We start from the raw sequence: 14,851 nt of genomic DNA on the forward strand, positions 1-14,851 counted from the left end.
GGCCTTGATGCGTATTCGCTCCGACGGAGCGAAAGGCTATCCGGCCGTCAGGGCGTTCCATCTGCTGGGGGAGAACCTTTCCTCCATCTTCAAGCTCGCCCTTCCTAGGACCATGTCGGCAAGAACCTCTCCCACCGCCGGGGCAATCTGGAAGCCTCCCCCCGAGAATCCGAATGCGTGCAGAAGCCGGGGCACGTTGGCGCTGAAACCGATAACGGGATTCTTGTCGGGAAAGTAGCCTTCGATTCCGGACCAGCAGCGGATGACGCTGGCGCGGGAAAGGGCGGGCAGAATGGCGGGGCCATTGCGGCCGAGTTCTGCCAGGGCGGCAGGGCCGGGCCGGCTGCGGTCACCCGGCAGGGCATGACCGTAGCCGCCGCCCATGACGATGTTGCCGCTCGGGGTCTGCCTCGCGTAGAACCCTCCGCCCTCGACACCCAGGGAGACGCCAATCAGGCGCATCAGGGGTTCGGTGACGAGCATGGTCGGGTACTTGACCTGCAAGGGCAGGATGTCGCCAAACCAGCCCGCGACGACCCCGCCCCACGCGCCGGCGGCGTTGATCACCGTGGCGGCGCGGATGCGGCGGCCGTCTGCGGCGGTCAGCAGGAAGTCGCTGGCCAGGGTGTCCACCTGGGCAATGGTGCAGTGTTCCAGCAGATCGGCGCCGGCGCATGCTGCCGCGTGGGCGAAAGCTGGCGCGACCAGGCGGGGGTTGGCCTGGCCGTCCTCGGGGCACAGCGAACCGCCGACGATGTCTGTTGCCAGGGCCGGGAAACGCTTGCGCAGGGCGGCGCGGTCCAGGATGTGCAGGTCCAGGTCGAAATCCCGGACCCTTTCGCGATAGGCGACAAGCTTGTCTAGATCCGACTGTGAACGGGCAAGTTTGAGGTGGCCCGTGCGCCTGTATTCGGCATCGGTGCCGATCAGTTCGGGCAGCCTCGCCCAGACGCCGTGGGCGCGCTGGGCAAGATGGAGCTGTTCGATGCTGCGGCCTTGGCGCCGCACGCCGCCGAAGTTGATGCCGCTGGCTCGCGCGCCGCACAAGCCGCGTTCGATCAGCGCAGTGGCAACGCCGGCGCGCCGCAGGGCCAGGGCGGCGCTGGAGCCGACCAATCCCGCTCCGATGATGGCGACTTGCGTATGAAGTAGGGTCATGGCTGGCTGCTGCCCAGGGAGGATAGCGGCAGCGGTTTGACCGGGGCCTGGCCGCGCAGGCGGCCGATTGCCGATAGAGGGATTCGCCGGCAGTCAGCCAGCAATTCGGCGGCGCCGCTCTGGCACATGCGGCCCTGGCACAGGCCCATGCCGATGCGGGTCAGGGCCTTGAGTCGATTGAGGTCGTCGATGGCGAACTGCGCGGCGGCGGCGCGCAGTTCGCCGGCCCGCACTTCTTCGCAGCGGCAGACGATAACGCCGTCATCGCAGTCCGCGTCCGCGGGAGGCAGCGGAAATGCCCGGTCCAGTTCCTGTCGAAAACGCACCAGCGCAGCCTGCTTGCGCTTAATCCAGCGCAGGCGTGCGAGGCTTATGCCGATGCCGCAGTCGGCCAGCATGGCAAGGGCGCTGCGCTCGCCGGCCAGTTCCGCCATCGCGGCGCCAGAGATGCCCGCGCCGTCTCCCGCAAGGTAGACGCCCGCGACAGTGCTGCGGCCGTCAGCGTCACGCCTTGGCAACCAGGCTCGCTGCGCGGCTTCGAAATCGAAGGCGCAATCGAGCAGATCGGCCAGCTGGGTTTCCGCACGCAGTCCGTGGCCGACCGCCAGGGCATCGCAGGCGAAGTCGCGCTCGACCCCGCCTATCCGCGCGCGTACGCCTTCCACGCGGACCGTGCCCTGCGCGGCCGCCAGGTTCGCTGAATGGTGCACGGGAATGCCGTGCGCGCGCAGCCATCCCAGGTAGTACAGGCCCTTGGCCAGCGTGCCCGGTTGGCTCATCATCGCGGGCAGGGCGCTGGCTTGTCCGGCGAACGGCGCGGTATCGAGCACGGCTTGCACCTGGCCGCCCGCGCGTGCGTACTGATAGGCGACGAGATACAGCAACGGTCCGCTGCCCGCGAAGACGATGCGCGGCCCGAGCAGGCAATGCTGCCCCTTCAGGGCGATTTGGGCCCCCCCTAATGAGAAGACGCCGGGCAGGGTCCACCCGGGAAAGGGCAGGACGCGGTCGGTGGCGCCCGTGGCGATCAGGAGATGCGTGTAGGGCTGACTATCGAGTTCCCCGTCGCAAACGAGATCCAGATGCCCGGGCGCGGCGTTCCAGACGGCCGTCTGGGCGCGGTAATCGGCTTGGTCGCGCAGTTGCGCGCCGGCTGCGTGGATGGCGGCGGCGCGCTTGTGTTCAAAGCCATAGCGTGCGCGCGCGCTGCCGCGCGGAGATGCGCTCTGGCGGTAGATCTGGCCGCCGGGAAGGGAAGCTTCGTCGATCACTACTGGCCGCACGCCGTGGCGCAGCAGGGTATGCGCCGCCCGCACGCCGGCGGGTCCGGCGCCCACCACTACCATCCGCGGCGTAGGGATTGCGTCGGTTCGCGTGGTCATGGGCATTCTCCCGGCAAAGCCTCGACCAGCCTCATGCCGTCTTCCGCCAATGTCGAACAGGCGCGCAGGCGCTGGCCGGAGGTGTTCTGCACCCAACAGTCCTGGCAGGCGCCCATGAGGCAGAAGCCCGCGCGCGGCGCGCGCTCGCCCAGGGTTGTACGCAGCCTGTCGCCGGCCAGCAGCAGCGCGGTCAGGACGGTGTCCCCAGGCTGAGCGGAAATCGGCTGGCCGTTCCAGGTCAGGCGCAGGTCCGGGCCTGAAAGCGGCGCGGCGCGACGCAGCAGGGGCGTCATGCGCGCAGCTCAGCAACGCGTGCCTGCTCGGCTCGCAACTGCGACAGCGTGCGGTCAGGCAGGATGATGTCGGCGTCGTACACCAGATCCAGGATTGCGGGCAGGCGCTGCTTGTGGGCATACGCGAGCGCGGCGTCATAGGCCGGCGCAAAGTCTTTGGTGGACGCGACGCGCTGTCCAAAGGCGCCATAGCTTTGCGCCAGTTGGGCGAAGTCCGGGTTGACCAGGGTTGTGGTCAACGCGCGGCCCGGAAAAGCGCGTTCCTGGTGCAGCCGGATGGTGCCGTACAGCCCATTGTTGAACACCAGGATGACAATGCCCAGCCGGTGCTGCACGGCAGTAGCGACCTCCTGCAGGGTCATCTGGAAGCAGCCGTCGCCGGCAAAGCAGATGACCGGGGCGTCGCGATTCTCCAGCTTGGCGGCAATGGCTGCCGGCAGGCCATAGCCCATGGCGCCGACGGCCGGCGCAAGCTGGCTGCCCAGCCCTTTGAAGGCGATATGCCGATGGGCATACAACGCGTAGTTGCCTGCGCCGACGGTGACGCAGGCGCGCGGGGGCAGGGTGGCCGCGACATGGCGGGCGGCCGCGTTCAAGTCCAGCGGGCCGGGAGTGGGCGGCAGCACGGGAGCCGGGCCCGTGGCGTGCGCGCCTCTGCGCTGCGGCCGCCAGCCCGGCGTGGGGGCGACGCCCGCCGCCGCCTGGGCAAAGCCGGCCATGCTGGCAACGATTCCGAGCGTCGGTGTGCAAAGCCGGCCGATCTCGTTGGCGTCGGGGTGGATGTGCACCAGGGTCTGGCGCGGCGTGGGCGAAGCCAGCCATTCGTAGTTGATGGTGGTCGGCTCGCACAGGCGCGTACCCAGCGCGATGACGAGGTCGCTGTCCATGACAACCTGTTTCTGGTGCGCGGGCATGCTGGCGCTGACCTGGCCGACGAAGTTCGGGTGCTCATTGTCGAACAGCTCCAACCGCCGCCAGGCGGTGGCGACCGGCAGGTCGAAGCGAAGGGCGAAGTCGCGCACCGCTGAGCGAGCCGCCTCCGTCCAGCGCGAACCTCCAAGCAGGAGCAACGGCTTGGCCGCGGATTCGATCAGTTGCTGCAGTTGCTGCATGTCGCCGGACGTGGGGCTGGCTTGCGGCGCGCAGTACGGAACAGCCAGCGGCGCGCAGGTCAGGTCGGCCAGCATGTCCTCGGGCAGCGCCAGCACGACCGGGCCCGGGCGCCCGCTGGTGGCGATTGCCCAGGCGCGCGCCAGGTACTCCGGGATACGGTCGGCGCGATCGATTTGCGCTGCCCATTTCGCCAGCGGGGCGTACATCGCGCGGTAGTCCACTTCCTGGAAGCACTGGCGATCCACCGTGTCGCTGCCGACCTGGCCAATGAACAGGATCATGGGAGTGGAGTCTTCGCGGGCGGTATGCACGCCGATAGCCGCGTTGGTGGCGCCGGGGCCACGCGACACGAAACAGATGCCGGGTTGGCCAGTCAGCTTGCCGTGCGCCTCGGCCATGTAGGCCGCGCCGCCTTCCTGGCGGCAGACGATGGACTCGATTGCATCGCGTCGCGCGTATAGCGCGTCGATGCAGGGCAGGAAGCTCTCGCCGGGAACCATGAACACGCGCCGCACGCCAAACGCCTGCAATTGCGCGATCAGGACGTCGCCGCCGCTGCGCGGTACGGCGGATGCGGGACGGCTCATGTGCTTTCCTGTTCAAGAGCAAGGGCTACGCGCTCGCGTCCGTAGTCGCGCTCCGCGGCGGCACGGCTCACCTTGCCGCCGACGACGTCGCGACGGATGTCGGCCAAGGCGCGCTCGGTGGGCATCCCATAGCCGCCGCCGCCGGGAGTTTCCAGGCGCACCGAGAAGCCTGCCGGCAGGGCGTGGCCCGAAATCTTGTTAGCCAGCCGCTGCTCGTCCGCGCGTCCAGGATTCTGGATGAGGCGCGAAGTGCCGCCCGTCAGGCCACCATCGAGCCCAGCCGCGCCGAACAGCGCAGCGTCGCAGCGGATGGTGCAAGCCAATTGGTCGTGCAGCGAGCGGATCTGGCGCGCGATGCCCATGCCGCCGCGGTACTGGCCTGCGCCGCCGGTGTCGTTCACCAGGGCATATTCGTCGACCAGCAGCGGATACTCGATTTCCAGCGCCTCGGCGGGCAGGTTGGACGTGTTGGTGACATTGACCTGGATGCCGTCCATGCCGTCGCCCTGGGCACGCCCGCCGGCGCCGCCTCCCAGGGTCTCCAGGTAGACGAAAGTCCCTTTCCCGTCGCGCATGGGACCGGAGAACAGCATGGAAGGCATGACATCATTGGACGACGCCATCGCACGGCCGGGGGGCAGCAGTTGGCCCAGGGCCCCGATTACGGTGCCCGCCACGCGCTGCGCGGTGGTGACGCGCGCGCCCACGGCGGCGGGAAACACCGGATTGGTGATCGTGCCTTCGGGCGCACTGATGGTAATGGGCTGGAAGAGCCCGTTGTTCGGCATCAGTTCAGGGTCGAGCATAGCCTTGACCGCGAAGTACACGCTGGCGTTGAGTGCGCTGGCCGGCAGGTTGAAGGCGCCGCGCGCCTGCTTGCCGGTGCCGGTGAAGTCCACGTGCAGTTGGCCGTCGCGCGCCTGCACGTTGGCCTGGATCACCACCGGTTCGCCTCCCATGCCGTCATCGTCCATGCGTTCCGTGAACGAAACGCAGCCGGTCGGAAGCTGGGCGATGCGGTTGCGCAGCCGCCGTTCTGTGTAGCGCAGGATGCCATCGATGGCGGACAGCACCGTGTCCAGGCCGGCTTGGCTCACCAGCTCGAGCATCAGGCGAGCGCCCTTGTCGTTGGTGGCGATCTGGGCGCGGATATCGTGCATGCGGTTGTCGGGTTCCCGCGTGTTGTGCGCGATCATCTCCAGCAGGTCCAGGTCCAGCTCGCCCTGGCGAACGATACGCATGGCTGGCAGGCGGATGCCTTCCTCCCAGACGGTCTTGAGGTGATGTGAGGTTGATCCTGGCACGGCGCCGCCCACGTCGGTATGGTGGCCGATGTTGGCGGCGAAAAAGCGCAGTACGCCTTCGCAGAAGATGGGTGATACGACGGTGATATCCGGTGCGTGGGTGCCGCCGGCCAGGTAGGCGTCGTTGCACAGGAATGCATCGCCGGGGCGGATGCCGACCGCGCCGTAACGGCGCAGCACGGCGTCGATCCCGCCCGACAGCGATCCCAGGTGCACCGGCACGTGGGCGGCCTGCGCCACCAGTCGGCCGGCGGCGTCGAACAGCGCCACGGAGCAGTCCTTGCGCTCTTTGATGTTGCTGGAAAACGAGGAGCGAATCAGCGTGTTGCCCATTTCTTCGGTGATGGACAGCAGTCGGTTGCTGAAAACCTCCATTTCAATGGGGTCGAACGCGTCGGTCTCGGCGGCTGCAGTCATTGCAGTGGTCATGTCGGTCTGCCTTAGGGGTTGAGGTTGACGACGAGGTTGCCGTAGTCGTCCGCGCGCGCTTGCTGGCCGGGCAGGATCACGGTGGTCGAACTCATCTCCTCGATGACGGAAGGCCCGTCGATCGGGACGCCTGCCGGAAGCAGGGCGCGGCGATAGATGGGGGTGTCGGTCCATCCGGCGCCTTCGAAGTACACGGCCCGATGCTCCTTTATCGCGCCCGCGAGGCTGGCGCCGCCAGGAACGCGTGCGATCGGCGCGCGCGGCACCACCCCCACTGCCCGGACACGGCAGTTGACGATCTCGACCGCGCGGCCGGCTGCGTCGTAGCCATATTCGCGAATGTGGGCCGCGCTGAAGGCCGCGACGAAGTCGGTCAGCGGCATGAGGTGCATGCCGTCCAGCGGCACGGGGATCTCGAAATTCTGGCCCTGGTAGCGCGCGTCGATGACGGCCGACAGGCGCTGGGCGGAATCCTCCACGCCTTCGTCCGTCAGCCACGCGCGCGCTTTGCTGCCCAGTGCGTCCAGCGCCTGCTGCACTGCCTGCCAGCCCTGTTCATTCGCGTTGGCCATCAGCGTCTGTACGAAGTCCATCGATATGTCCGACAGCAGGATGCCGCGCGCGCACATGGTGCCGGGCTCCTGCGGAATCAACAGCGTGCCGATGCCGCAGTCGCGCGCCAGTTCGGCCGCGTGCAGGCCGCCCGCGCCGCCGAAGGCGCACAAGGCGAACTTGCGGATGTCATGGCCGCGTTCGGTGGAGACCGCGCGTACCGCCCGAGCCATGTTTGAGTTGGCGATCCGCAAAATGCCATAGGCCGCTTCTTCAAGGCTGATGCCCAGCGGGTCGGCCACTTGGGCCTGAAGCGCGGCGCAGGCGCGTTCGGCATGCACAGCCATGCGGCCTTCAAGCAGCGCCACGGGATTCAGGCGGCCGAGCGCGACGTGCGCGTCCGTCAGGGTGACGGTCGTACCGCCCCGGTTGTAGGCGATGGGGCCCGGTACTGCGCCGGCGCTTTGCGGGCCCACCTTCAATGCGCCAGCGTCGTCGATGCGTGCGATGCTGCCGCCACCCGCGCCGATGACGTGTACGTCGACCATCTGGGTCTTGACGGGGTAGTCGGCCACCAGCCGGCTGGAGGTGAATAGCGGCTGTAGTTCGGCCACCAGCGATACGTCCGTGCTGGTGCCGCCGACGTCGAAAGTGATCAGGTTGTGAAAACCGGCGGCCTGCCCGAGCTCGGCTGCGCCGATCACGCCGGCAGCAGGGCCGGACACGCATGTCCGCACCGGCGCGGTCAGCACCGACTCGACCGACATCAGCCCCCCGTTGGAATGCACGGTGGTGGGAGGCACGCGCACGCCCATTGCCTGCACCGAACCGACCAGGTTTCGCATGTACGACGCCATGCGTGGGCCCACATAGGCGTTCAGGGCCGTGGTCGACATGCGTTCATACTCGCGGAACTCCGGCAGTATTTCGCTGGAAACGCTGAGGTAGGCATCCGGAAGATACTCGGCCAGGATTTCGCGCGTGCGGCGTTCGTGGGCGTCGTTGCGATAGCTGTGCATGAAGCAGATGGCAACCGCTTCGACCTTCGCGTCGGCGAGTTGCCGCGCGACCGCGATGACCTCGTCCTCATTCAGTGCCTGCAGCACGGAACCGTCCGCTGTCATGCGTTCGCTGATCTCGAATCGCCACTCGCGCGGCGCCAGCGGCGCCGGCTTGATGACGTTGTAGTCGTACAGATGCGGGCGGGTTTGCCGGCCAATCTCCAGCACGTCGCGAAAGCCGCGCGTGGTGACCAGCGCGCAGCGCGCGCCGCGGCGCTCGATCACCATATTGGTGGCCACCGTGGTGCCGTGGCCCACGTGGACCAGTTCGTCGCCGGCGATCTCGTGCTCGCGCATCAGATGGGCGAGGCCGCTCTGGATTGCCTCTGACGGGTCGTGTGGCGTCGACGGCACCTTGAAGTAGGACAGCGCGCCGCTGTGCTCGGCCAGGAGAGTGAAGTCAGTGAAGGTGCCGCCCACGTCAAAGCCGACGCGGAAACGGCGCTCGCCGGTGGGGGATGCGATCTGGGTCAACGCTGGTCTCCAGGAAGCCGGCGCGGACATGCGCCGAAGCTAGGGTGACCAGAATCTTATCGACGGGCGGTCATTCGATCTAATCAAAGAATTGCATTGATAGTTATCAGTTATATGAATGACGATGGGATTCAATAAGCGTGCGACTCGGTCCCTTGCGCCGGGTCGAACATCATGCCCTGCGCCTTGCACACCTTGAGGATTTCCTCGCGAAGCCAGCGGTGTGAGGGCAGGTTGTCCGAGCGCTCGTGCCAAATCAGGTTGACCGTGCGGGGGATCAGCGGAAAGGGGGCCTCGATGGCCTCCAGTTGGTGGCTGTGTGGGCTGTTGCGCACGGCATTGACCGGCACCACGCAGATCAGGTCGGTCTCGGCGAGCAGGCGCGGGGCGAGCGCGAACTGGTTGATTGTCAGTACTGCGTTGCGCTTGTAGCCGTGGGCGGCCAATTCGTGATCGATCAGGGCCGCCGTGCCCAGCAGGCTTACCACCAGATGGCGCGCACGCAGGAAGTCGTCCAGTGTGAAGCGCGGCAAGGACAGCAGCGGATGGCCCTTGCGCATCGCGCAGACGTAGGTCAGGGTTTCAAGCGGCAGGGTGCGTAGCGACGAGCCGAAGTTCGAGTACACGCCCGCTGCCATATCGACTTCGCCCTTTTCCAGCAACGAGGTCGTGTTGTCAAGCGAATAGGGGTGCAGGTGGATTCGGATATTGGGCGCCACCGCCTGCTGTTCGACGAACAGCGGCCGGATGACCTGGTCGGCCACGTAGTCGGACATCGCCAGGCGGAAGACGGCCTCCGAGCGAGCGGGGTCGAACTCATTGCGCTCCAGGGTCTCGGCGATGCGGGCCAGCGCGTCGCGGATGGGGGGCCAGAGCAATTCGGCGCGCTGGGTGGGCAGGACGCCGCCTTGCACCTTGACGAATAGCGGATCCTTCAGCGTCAGGCGCAGCCGGTTGATGGCGTTGCTGACCGCCGGCTGCGTCATATGCAGGGTGTATGCCGCCCGCGTGACATTGCGCTCGGTCATCACGGCGTCGAATATGCGCAGCAGGTTCAGGTCGATGGCGTCAAGCACGTTTACCCTAATTGGTTATCAGCAGCGTTGATGATGTTTTATTTTAATTGTTGATTGGTCATATAACGCGGGACCGCTTAACCTTGCCCGGGTTCCTGGCAGTTCCTCCGCAACTTGGGTAATCAATCGATGATAAAGAAGCTGAAGTTTCTGACCGCCTGTGTGGCCGCCTTCGCAGCCTCATCCGCCGCAGCCGCGGACAACTATCCCAGCAAGCCGATCACGATCGTCCTGCCTTATGCCACGGGCGGGTCGGCCGACATGCTGGCGCGTTTCGCGGCCCAGGCGGTGCAGAGCGAGCTGGGCCAGCCCGTCATTGTCGAGGCCAAGCCTGGCGCGGGCGGTGTGCTGGGCACCGAGCACGTTGCCCGTGCGGAACCTGACGGCTATACCCTGGCCCTGACCGCCAGCGGCACGATGGCCGTCAACCCATACGTCTACAAACTGCGATACAAGCCGCTGGAGGATTTCAAGCAGATCACGGTGCTGGTGGACCTGCCGTTCGTCGTGGTGACGAACAATGAGTTCCCCGCCAAGACGCTGCAGGAATTCATCGACTATGGCCGCCGCAATCCCAACAAGATCACGTTCGGCAATGCCGGCCTTGGCACCCAGCAGCACCTTACGCAACTCATGTTTGCCCGCGCGGCGGGCATACAGATCAACATCGTGCCCTACAAGGGGAGCAGCCCGGCGATGAACGATCTGCTGGGCGGCCACATCGACGCCGTGCTGGACAACACCGGTGTGCAGACGCCTTTCATCAAGGCGGGCAAGGTGCGGCCGCTGTTTGTCACCAATCCGGAGCGCGTGGCTGCATTGCCGGATGTGCCAACCGCGCCTCAGGCCGGCATGCCGGGCTTCTCCGCCGTGGCCTGGTTCGGCCTGGCTGCGCCAAAGGGCACGCCGGATGCGATCGTCGAAAAGATACAGCAAGCTATCGCGCGGGAATTCGCCAAGCCCGAAATGAAGCAGCGGTTGCTGGATCTGGCCATGATCCCGCGCGCTTCCACGCCGGCCGACACCACGGCGCGTGTGAAGGGGGACCTGGAAGCCTTCGGCAAGATCGCCAAGGAAGTCGATCTACAGCCCATGTGAGGCAGGCGACCCGAGAGCCCGCGGCGCCTCGCCGCGCTGCCTGCATTCGATCGGATCGTAGAACCGGTACCCCATTCCCCTGAGCGTCGCGACCGGCAGCTTGCGGTCGCAGGCCTGCTCCACCTTTCGGCGCAGGCGGCGCATCTGCGTGTCCAGGCTGCGCCGGTCGTAGGTCCAGTAATCCTTGCCTAGCGCTTCCACGATGGCCTTGCGGCTGGCGCCCTGGTCGTGGGCGGCAAGCGTGGCCAGGACGGTGTAGTCCTGGTGGGACAAGGGGATGGGCGGTGCGCCGGGAGGCACGAGGCTCGGCGGGGAATAGCAAAGTTGCCACGGCATGGGTTCGGGCACCGTGGCCGAGCCATCGGCCTGCCGTTCGGTGACGTTCCGCGCCACGGCCACGCGTATCTGTTTCTCGGGATACCAGCGTGCGGACCACATGATGCGCACGACCCGGCCGTCCTTGCGCACGTAGCGGTTCTCGAAGTCGTATTGCAGCTTGCCGCTCATGAGCCTGTCGACTGCGGCCACCGTGGACGAACGGTCGGGCTCGTAGATCAGGTCCATCATCTGGCGGCCCACCATTTCCTGCGGCGTGTAGCCGAAGATCTGTTCACAGGCCCCCGTCACGCTCAGGAAGACGCCGGACTCGGTCACGACGCAGACAGCGTCCAAAAGCATCGGCATCAAGTCGGCGGGCGGCGGGGCGGACATGAGGGTTCCTGTCTGGTATTAGGGCACCGGTAGCAACGTACCCGGATAGGGCGGCGGCCAGTTTAACCAGACTTGATTCCTGTCTGCGCACATTTTTTAGGCGCTGTCGCGCTGGAATGCCCGACGCGCGCGTTCATTCTTGCCCCGAATTGGTGCTCAGCTTTGCTCAGCATTCGCGCTCATCTTTGCTCAGCTTCAGGCGCGCGCAAATCCATATACTCCCCTCCGCCGCGGCTGCAAGCACGCATTTCCGCGGCCGATTTCCGCAGTCCGCCGCACCGATTGCATTGCTGTCGGACCAAGCTCGCACGAAGACTGCCGGAAAGCCTGCCGATCCGCGCCGTCGCCGGAACGTGCGATGAGCGCCGCAGCGCAGACTGCGGGAGCGAACGCACAGGCGCCCCTCGAACTGGAAGCCAAGAATGAACCTGATGCGCCTGTCACATGTGATTCCCGCCTTTCCCCTGCGTCCGCTGTCCGCGGCCATCGCCATTGCGGCGGCCGGACTGGGCTCGCCTTCCGCGTCGGCCGCGACCGTCACCTGGATAGGCGGAGGCGGCGGAGATTATTGGGGATTCCCTGCGAATTGGTCCGGCGCCGTGCCCGGGATCGCGGACGACGCCTACGTCGATGTCGGCACCGTCCAATTGGACGGTGTGCGGGAGGCGGGGTCGTTGCGGGTGGGCAATACCGGCGCCGGGGCGCTGGTCTTCCTGCCGGGCGGATCCCTGACCACCGGCAGCTTCGTGCTGGGCAATGCCACCGGGTCCAGCGGGACCGCGGTCGTGGGCGGACTCGGGTCCGGCAACGTCTGGAACACGATGAGCGGAACGATCGCCCTGGGTGCGGGAAGCACGGGAACGGTTACGGTAACGGGCCCGGGCAACCGGCTCGAGGCGCTGTCGAGCCTGTATGTCGGCGAGCTCGGCGCCGGCTGGCTGTCGATCCGCAATGGGGGCGTGGTGCAGGCGGGCACGCTGGTCGCGGGCAGCGGCGGTGATGCCCAGGGCGATATCCTGGTGTCCGACGCCGGTTCGACCCTGCAGGCCACCACCCTGCAGGTGGGCGGGGACTCGCTCGGTCCGGCCAGCACCAGCGCGCGCGGTTCGGTGCGCGTGCTGGCGGGCGCAACGCTGACCGCTCACCAGCTCGTACTGGGCGATGCGGCGCTGGCTTCGGGCTCCCTGCAGGTCGACGGGCTTGGGTCGAGCGTGGATTCGGCGATGCCGCTCAGTGTCGGCCGCAACGCGGTCGGCATGGTCGCGATCAGCAATGCAGGGCGTGTGCAGAGCGGCGGGGTCATTGCCGGCGAGAATCCGGGCGCTTCCGGATCCATCTTCCTGTCGGGTCCGGGCTCATCCTGGACCAGCTCGGGTCCTGTCCAGGTCGGCAGCCTGGGCAACGCCACGCTCACGATTTCGGACAGCGCGACGCTGAGCGGCACGTCCGGCGTCGTGGGGGGCATGTCGGGCAGCGAGGGTACTGCGTCGATTGGCGGGGTGGGCTCCTCCTGGGACAACAGTGGCGTCTTCATTGTCGGAAATGGCAACGGCGGTCGGGGCGCGGTGGGCATCGCCGATGGCGGCCGGTTATCCAGCTTGAATGGCGCGCTGGGCAGGCTGGCGGGCGCCTACGGCAACGTGACGATTACGGGCGACGGATCGAACTGGACGTCGGCCGGCCCGGTGACCGTGGGCGACGGGGGCGAAGGCCGGCTGCTGCTGATGTTCGGCGGCGCGCTGAATGCCAGCGAGGTCGTGATCGCAAACGCAGCCGGGTCCAAGGGCACGCTGGTCCTGGGTACGCCGGCGGATTTCGGCGCGGCGCCAGCCGGCGTGCTGAACGCCCCGGTGCTGCGGTTCGGCGCGGGCAATGGCGAACTGCTGTTCAACTTCGTCGGTCCGGCACTGACCTACGGTGGCAGCATTCAGGGCAATGGACAGGTCAACATCCTGTCCGGAGACGTGATCCTGACCGGCAACAGCAGCAACGCGGGCCTGACGACCGTGTCGGGCGGATCGCTCAAGGTCAATGGCGCGCTGGCCGGCCCGGTGAGCGTGGGCGCAGGCGCCACGCTGGGCGGCTCGGGCGCGGTGGGATCGACCACGCTGGCCAGCGGGTCGACCCTGAGCCCCGGCAATTCCATCGGCACGCTGACGGTCAATGGCGACCTGACCTTTGCACCCGGATCGACTTACCGCGTCGAAGCCGCGCCGGCGTCCGCCGAGAGCGACCGCGTCGTGGTGAACGGCATCGCGCGCCTGGCGGGTTCGGTGCTGCACGTGGGGCCGGACGGAAATTTCACTCCCAATCTCAGCTACACCATACTCAGCGCCAATTCGGTCCAGGGCCAGTTCGAGAGCGTGACGTCGAACTATGCCTTCCTGGATCCCACGCTTTCCTACAGCGCCACGGACGTGAAGCTGGGCTTGCTGCAGACGCGCGCGTTTCCCACCGGCGCCAGCACGCCCAACCAGCGTGCCGTGGCCGGCGCGCTGGACAGCATGGGCACCGACAGCGCGCTGCGCCAGTACGTGGCGACGCTGGCGCAAGGCCAGACCGAAGATGTGTTCGACAGCCTGTCGGGCGAAGTGCATGCCAGCGTGTCCAACACGCTGCTGCAATCGGCAACCCAGACGCGCGCCACGCCGTTGGCCAAGCTGCGCGCGAACCTGCGGGCGAATGCGCGGGCAGGCAGTCCGACGGCCGCCGCGGGCGCATCCGATGCGCCGGTGTCGACCGCGGAAATGCCGCTGTCGGGTACCTTGCCGGCCTGGGCGGAGGTCGTGGGCAACTGGCAGACCATCGATGGCGACGGCAATGCCGCGCGCATCCGCCAGCACGTCGGCGGGCTGTTCGTGGGCGCAGACCATGCCGTGGGCGCCGGCTGGCGCGTCGGCGGCGCGCTGGGCTACACCGACAGCAAGGCCCGGGTCGACGAACGGTCCTCGCAGGCGGACGTGTCCAGCTACAGCGCGCTGGTCTATGGCGGCAAGTCCTTTGCCGCCGGCCCCGGCGCCTGGCAATTCCTGGCGGGCGCGGGCTACACGTGGCACGACATCTCGACGCGGCGCTACGCCAGCAGCCAGACGCCGGCGCTGACGGCGGACTACGGCGCCAGCACCGGGCAGGTCTTCACCGAACTGGCCTATGCCTGGAAATTGGCCGAACGCACCACGCTGGAGCCGTTCGCGGGCCTGGTCTGGAGCGATCTGCGCACCCGCGGGTTCTCGGAGTCCGGCGGCGCTGCCGCCCTGTCCGGCGAGTCCGGCAGCACACAGCAGACGCACGCCACCTTGGGCCTGCGCGCGGCCCAGGGCTTTGATGCCGCCGGCCGCCAGGGCAGGGTGTTCGGCACCGTGGGCTGGCGCCACGTGTTCGGCGACGTGAAGCCCGAGTCGGTCATGGCGTTCGATGCCGGCCAGCCGTTCACGGTTGCCGGCGCGCCCATCGGCCGCGACGCGGCGCTGGTGGAGGTGGGGGCGGAAATGGCGATCGCCCGGACGGCCACGCTGGGCCTGGGGTATTCCGGGCAATACGCCAGCGGCAGCCGGGAGCACTCGGCTAATGTGAACGTGCGCTGGCAGTTCTGACGCGCGGGTCAGGCGGCGGC

At 67.4% G+C, this 14,851-nt stretch carries 10 protein-coding genes; 2 read left to right on the plus strand and 8 right to left on the minus strand.

What is annotated here, in order from left to right:
• Positions 1-36 precede the first annotated feature (36 nt).
• From ABE485_RS10590 to ABE485_RS10620, 7 genes are all read right to left on the minus strand, one after another.
• A complete protein-coding gene (locus tag ABE485_RS10590) occupies positions 37-1,158 on the minus strand; it encodes an NAD(P)/FAD-dependent oxidoreductase (RefSeq protein ID WP_346515255.1) in 1,122 nt (373 codons plus the stop codon).
• On the minus strand, positions 1,155-2,540 hold the full coding sequence (locus ABE485_RS10595) for an NAD(P)/FAD-dependent oxidoreductase (protein ID WP_346515256.1): 1,386 nt from the start codon (positions 2,538-2,540) through the stop codon (positions 1,155-1,157). The genes ABE485_RS10590 and ABE485_RS10595 overlap by 4 nt, the downstream gene beginning before the upstream one ends.
• On the minus strand, positions 2,537-2,833 hold the full coding sequence (locus ABE485_RS10600; RefSeq protein ID WP_346515257.1) for a (2Fe-2S)-binding protein: 297 nt from the start codon (positions 2,831-2,833) through the stop codon (positions 2,537-2,539). Before ABE485_RS10600 ends, ABE485_RS10595 begins: the two co-directional genes overlap by 4 nt.
• On the minus strand, positions 2,830-4,533 hold the full coding sequence (locus ABE485_RS10605; RefSeq protein ID WP_346515258.1) for a thiamine pyrophosphate-dependent enzyme: 1,704 nt from the start codon (positions 4,531-4,533) through the stop codon (positions 2,830-2,832). The genes ABE485_RS10600 and ABE485_RS10605 overlap by 4 nt, the downstream gene beginning before the upstream one ends.
• The gene (locus tag ABE485_RS10610) at positions 4,530-6,266 is read right to left on the minus strand and encodes a hydantoinase B/oxoprolinase family protein (RefSeq protein ID WP_346515259.1); all 1,737 of its coding nucleotides are present in this window, start codon (positions 6,264-6,266) and stop codon (positions 4,530-4,532) included. Before ABE485_RS10610 ends, ABE485_RS10605 begins: the two co-directional genes overlap by 4 nt.
• Positions 6,267-6,277: 11 nt before the next feature.
• Positions 6,278-8,353 carry a hydantoinase/oxoprolinase family protein gene (locus tag ABE485_RS10615; RefSeq protein ID WP_346515260.1) on the minus strand — a complete coding sequence of 692 codons (2,076 nt, stop codon included), beginning with the start codon at positions 8,351-8,353 and terminating at the stop codon, positions 6,278-6,280.
• Between the two features lie 131 nt (positions 8,354-8,484).
• Positions 8,485-9,429: a LysR family transcriptional regulator gene (locus tag ABE485_RS10620; protein WP_346515261.1), complete on the minus strand. Its 945-nt coding sequence runs from the start codon at positions 9,427-9,429 to the stop codon at positions 8,485-8,487.
• A gap of 129 nt (positions 9,430-9,558) precedes the next feature.
• Between ABE485_RS10620 and ABE485_RS10625 the strand changes: the two genes are divergently transcribed.
• Positions 9,559-10,527: a Bug family tripartite tricarboxylate transporter substrate binding protein gene (locus ABE485_RS10625; protein ID WP_346515262.1), complete on the plus strand. Its 969-nt coding sequence runs from the start codon at positions 9,559-9,561 to the stop codon at positions 10,525-10,527.
• Here the strand turns inward: ABE485_RS10625 and ABE485_RS10630 are convergent.
• Complete coding sequence (locus tag ABE485_RS10630; RefSeq protein WP_346515263.1) at positions 10,513-11,238, minus strand: PAS domain S-box protein; 726 nt, start codon at positions 11,236-11,238, stop codon at positions 10,513-10,515. The genes ABE485_RS10625 and ABE485_RS10630 overlap by 15 nt on opposite strands.
• A 422-nt stretch (positions 11,239-11,660) precedes the next feature.
• Between ABE485_RS10630 and ABE485_RS10635 the strand changes: the two genes are divergently transcribed.
• Complete coding sequence (locus ABE485_RS10635; protein ID WP_346515264.1) at positions 11,661-14,831, plus strand: autotransporter outer membrane beta-barrel domain-containing protein; 3,171 nt, start codon at positions 11,661-11,663, stop codon at positions 14,829-14,831.
• Positions 14,832-14,851: the final 20 nt, after the last annotated feature.

It is taken from the genome of Achromobacter spanius (genome assembly GCF_039673305.1).
In the GTDB taxonomy this organism is placed as follows: domain Bacteria; phylum Pseudomonadota; class Gammaproteobacteria; order Burkholderiales; family Burkholderiaceae_B; genus Achromobacter; species Achromobacter spanius_F.

Coding starts and splice junctions, on each gene's coding strand:
- ABE485_RS10630 (WP_346515263.1), bottom strand. CDS start 11,238: ATGTCCGCCCCGCCGCCCGCCGACTTGATGCCGATGCTTTTGGACGCT.
- ABE485_RS10600 (WP_346515257.1), bottom strand. CDS start 2,833: ATGACGCCCCTGCTGCGTCGCGCCGCGCCGCTTTCAGGCCCGGACCTG.
- ABE485_RS10605 (WP_346515258.1), bottom strand. CDS start 4,533: ATGAGCCGTCCCGCATCCGCCGTACCGCGCAGCGGCGGCGACGTCCTG.
- ABE485_RS10595 (WP_346515256.1), bottom strand. CDS start 2,540: ATGACCACGCGAACCGACGCAATCCCTACGCCGCGGATGGTAGTGGTG.
- ABE485_RS10625 (WP_346515262.1), top strand. CDS start 9,559: ATGATAAAGAAGCTGAAGTTTCTGACCGCCTGTGTGGCCGCCTTCGCA.
- ABE485_RS10635 (WP_346515264.1), top strand. CDS start 11,661: ATGAACCTGATGCGCCTGTCACATGTGATTCCCGCCTTTCCCCTGCGT.
- ABE485_RS10610 (WP_346515259.1), bottom strand. CDS start 6,266: ATGACCACTGCAATGACTGCAGCCGCCGAGACCGACGCGTTCGACCCC.
- ABE485_RS10590 (WP_346515255.1), bottom strand. CDS start 1,158: ATGACCCTACTTCATACGCAAGTCGCCATCATCGGAGCGGGATTGGTC.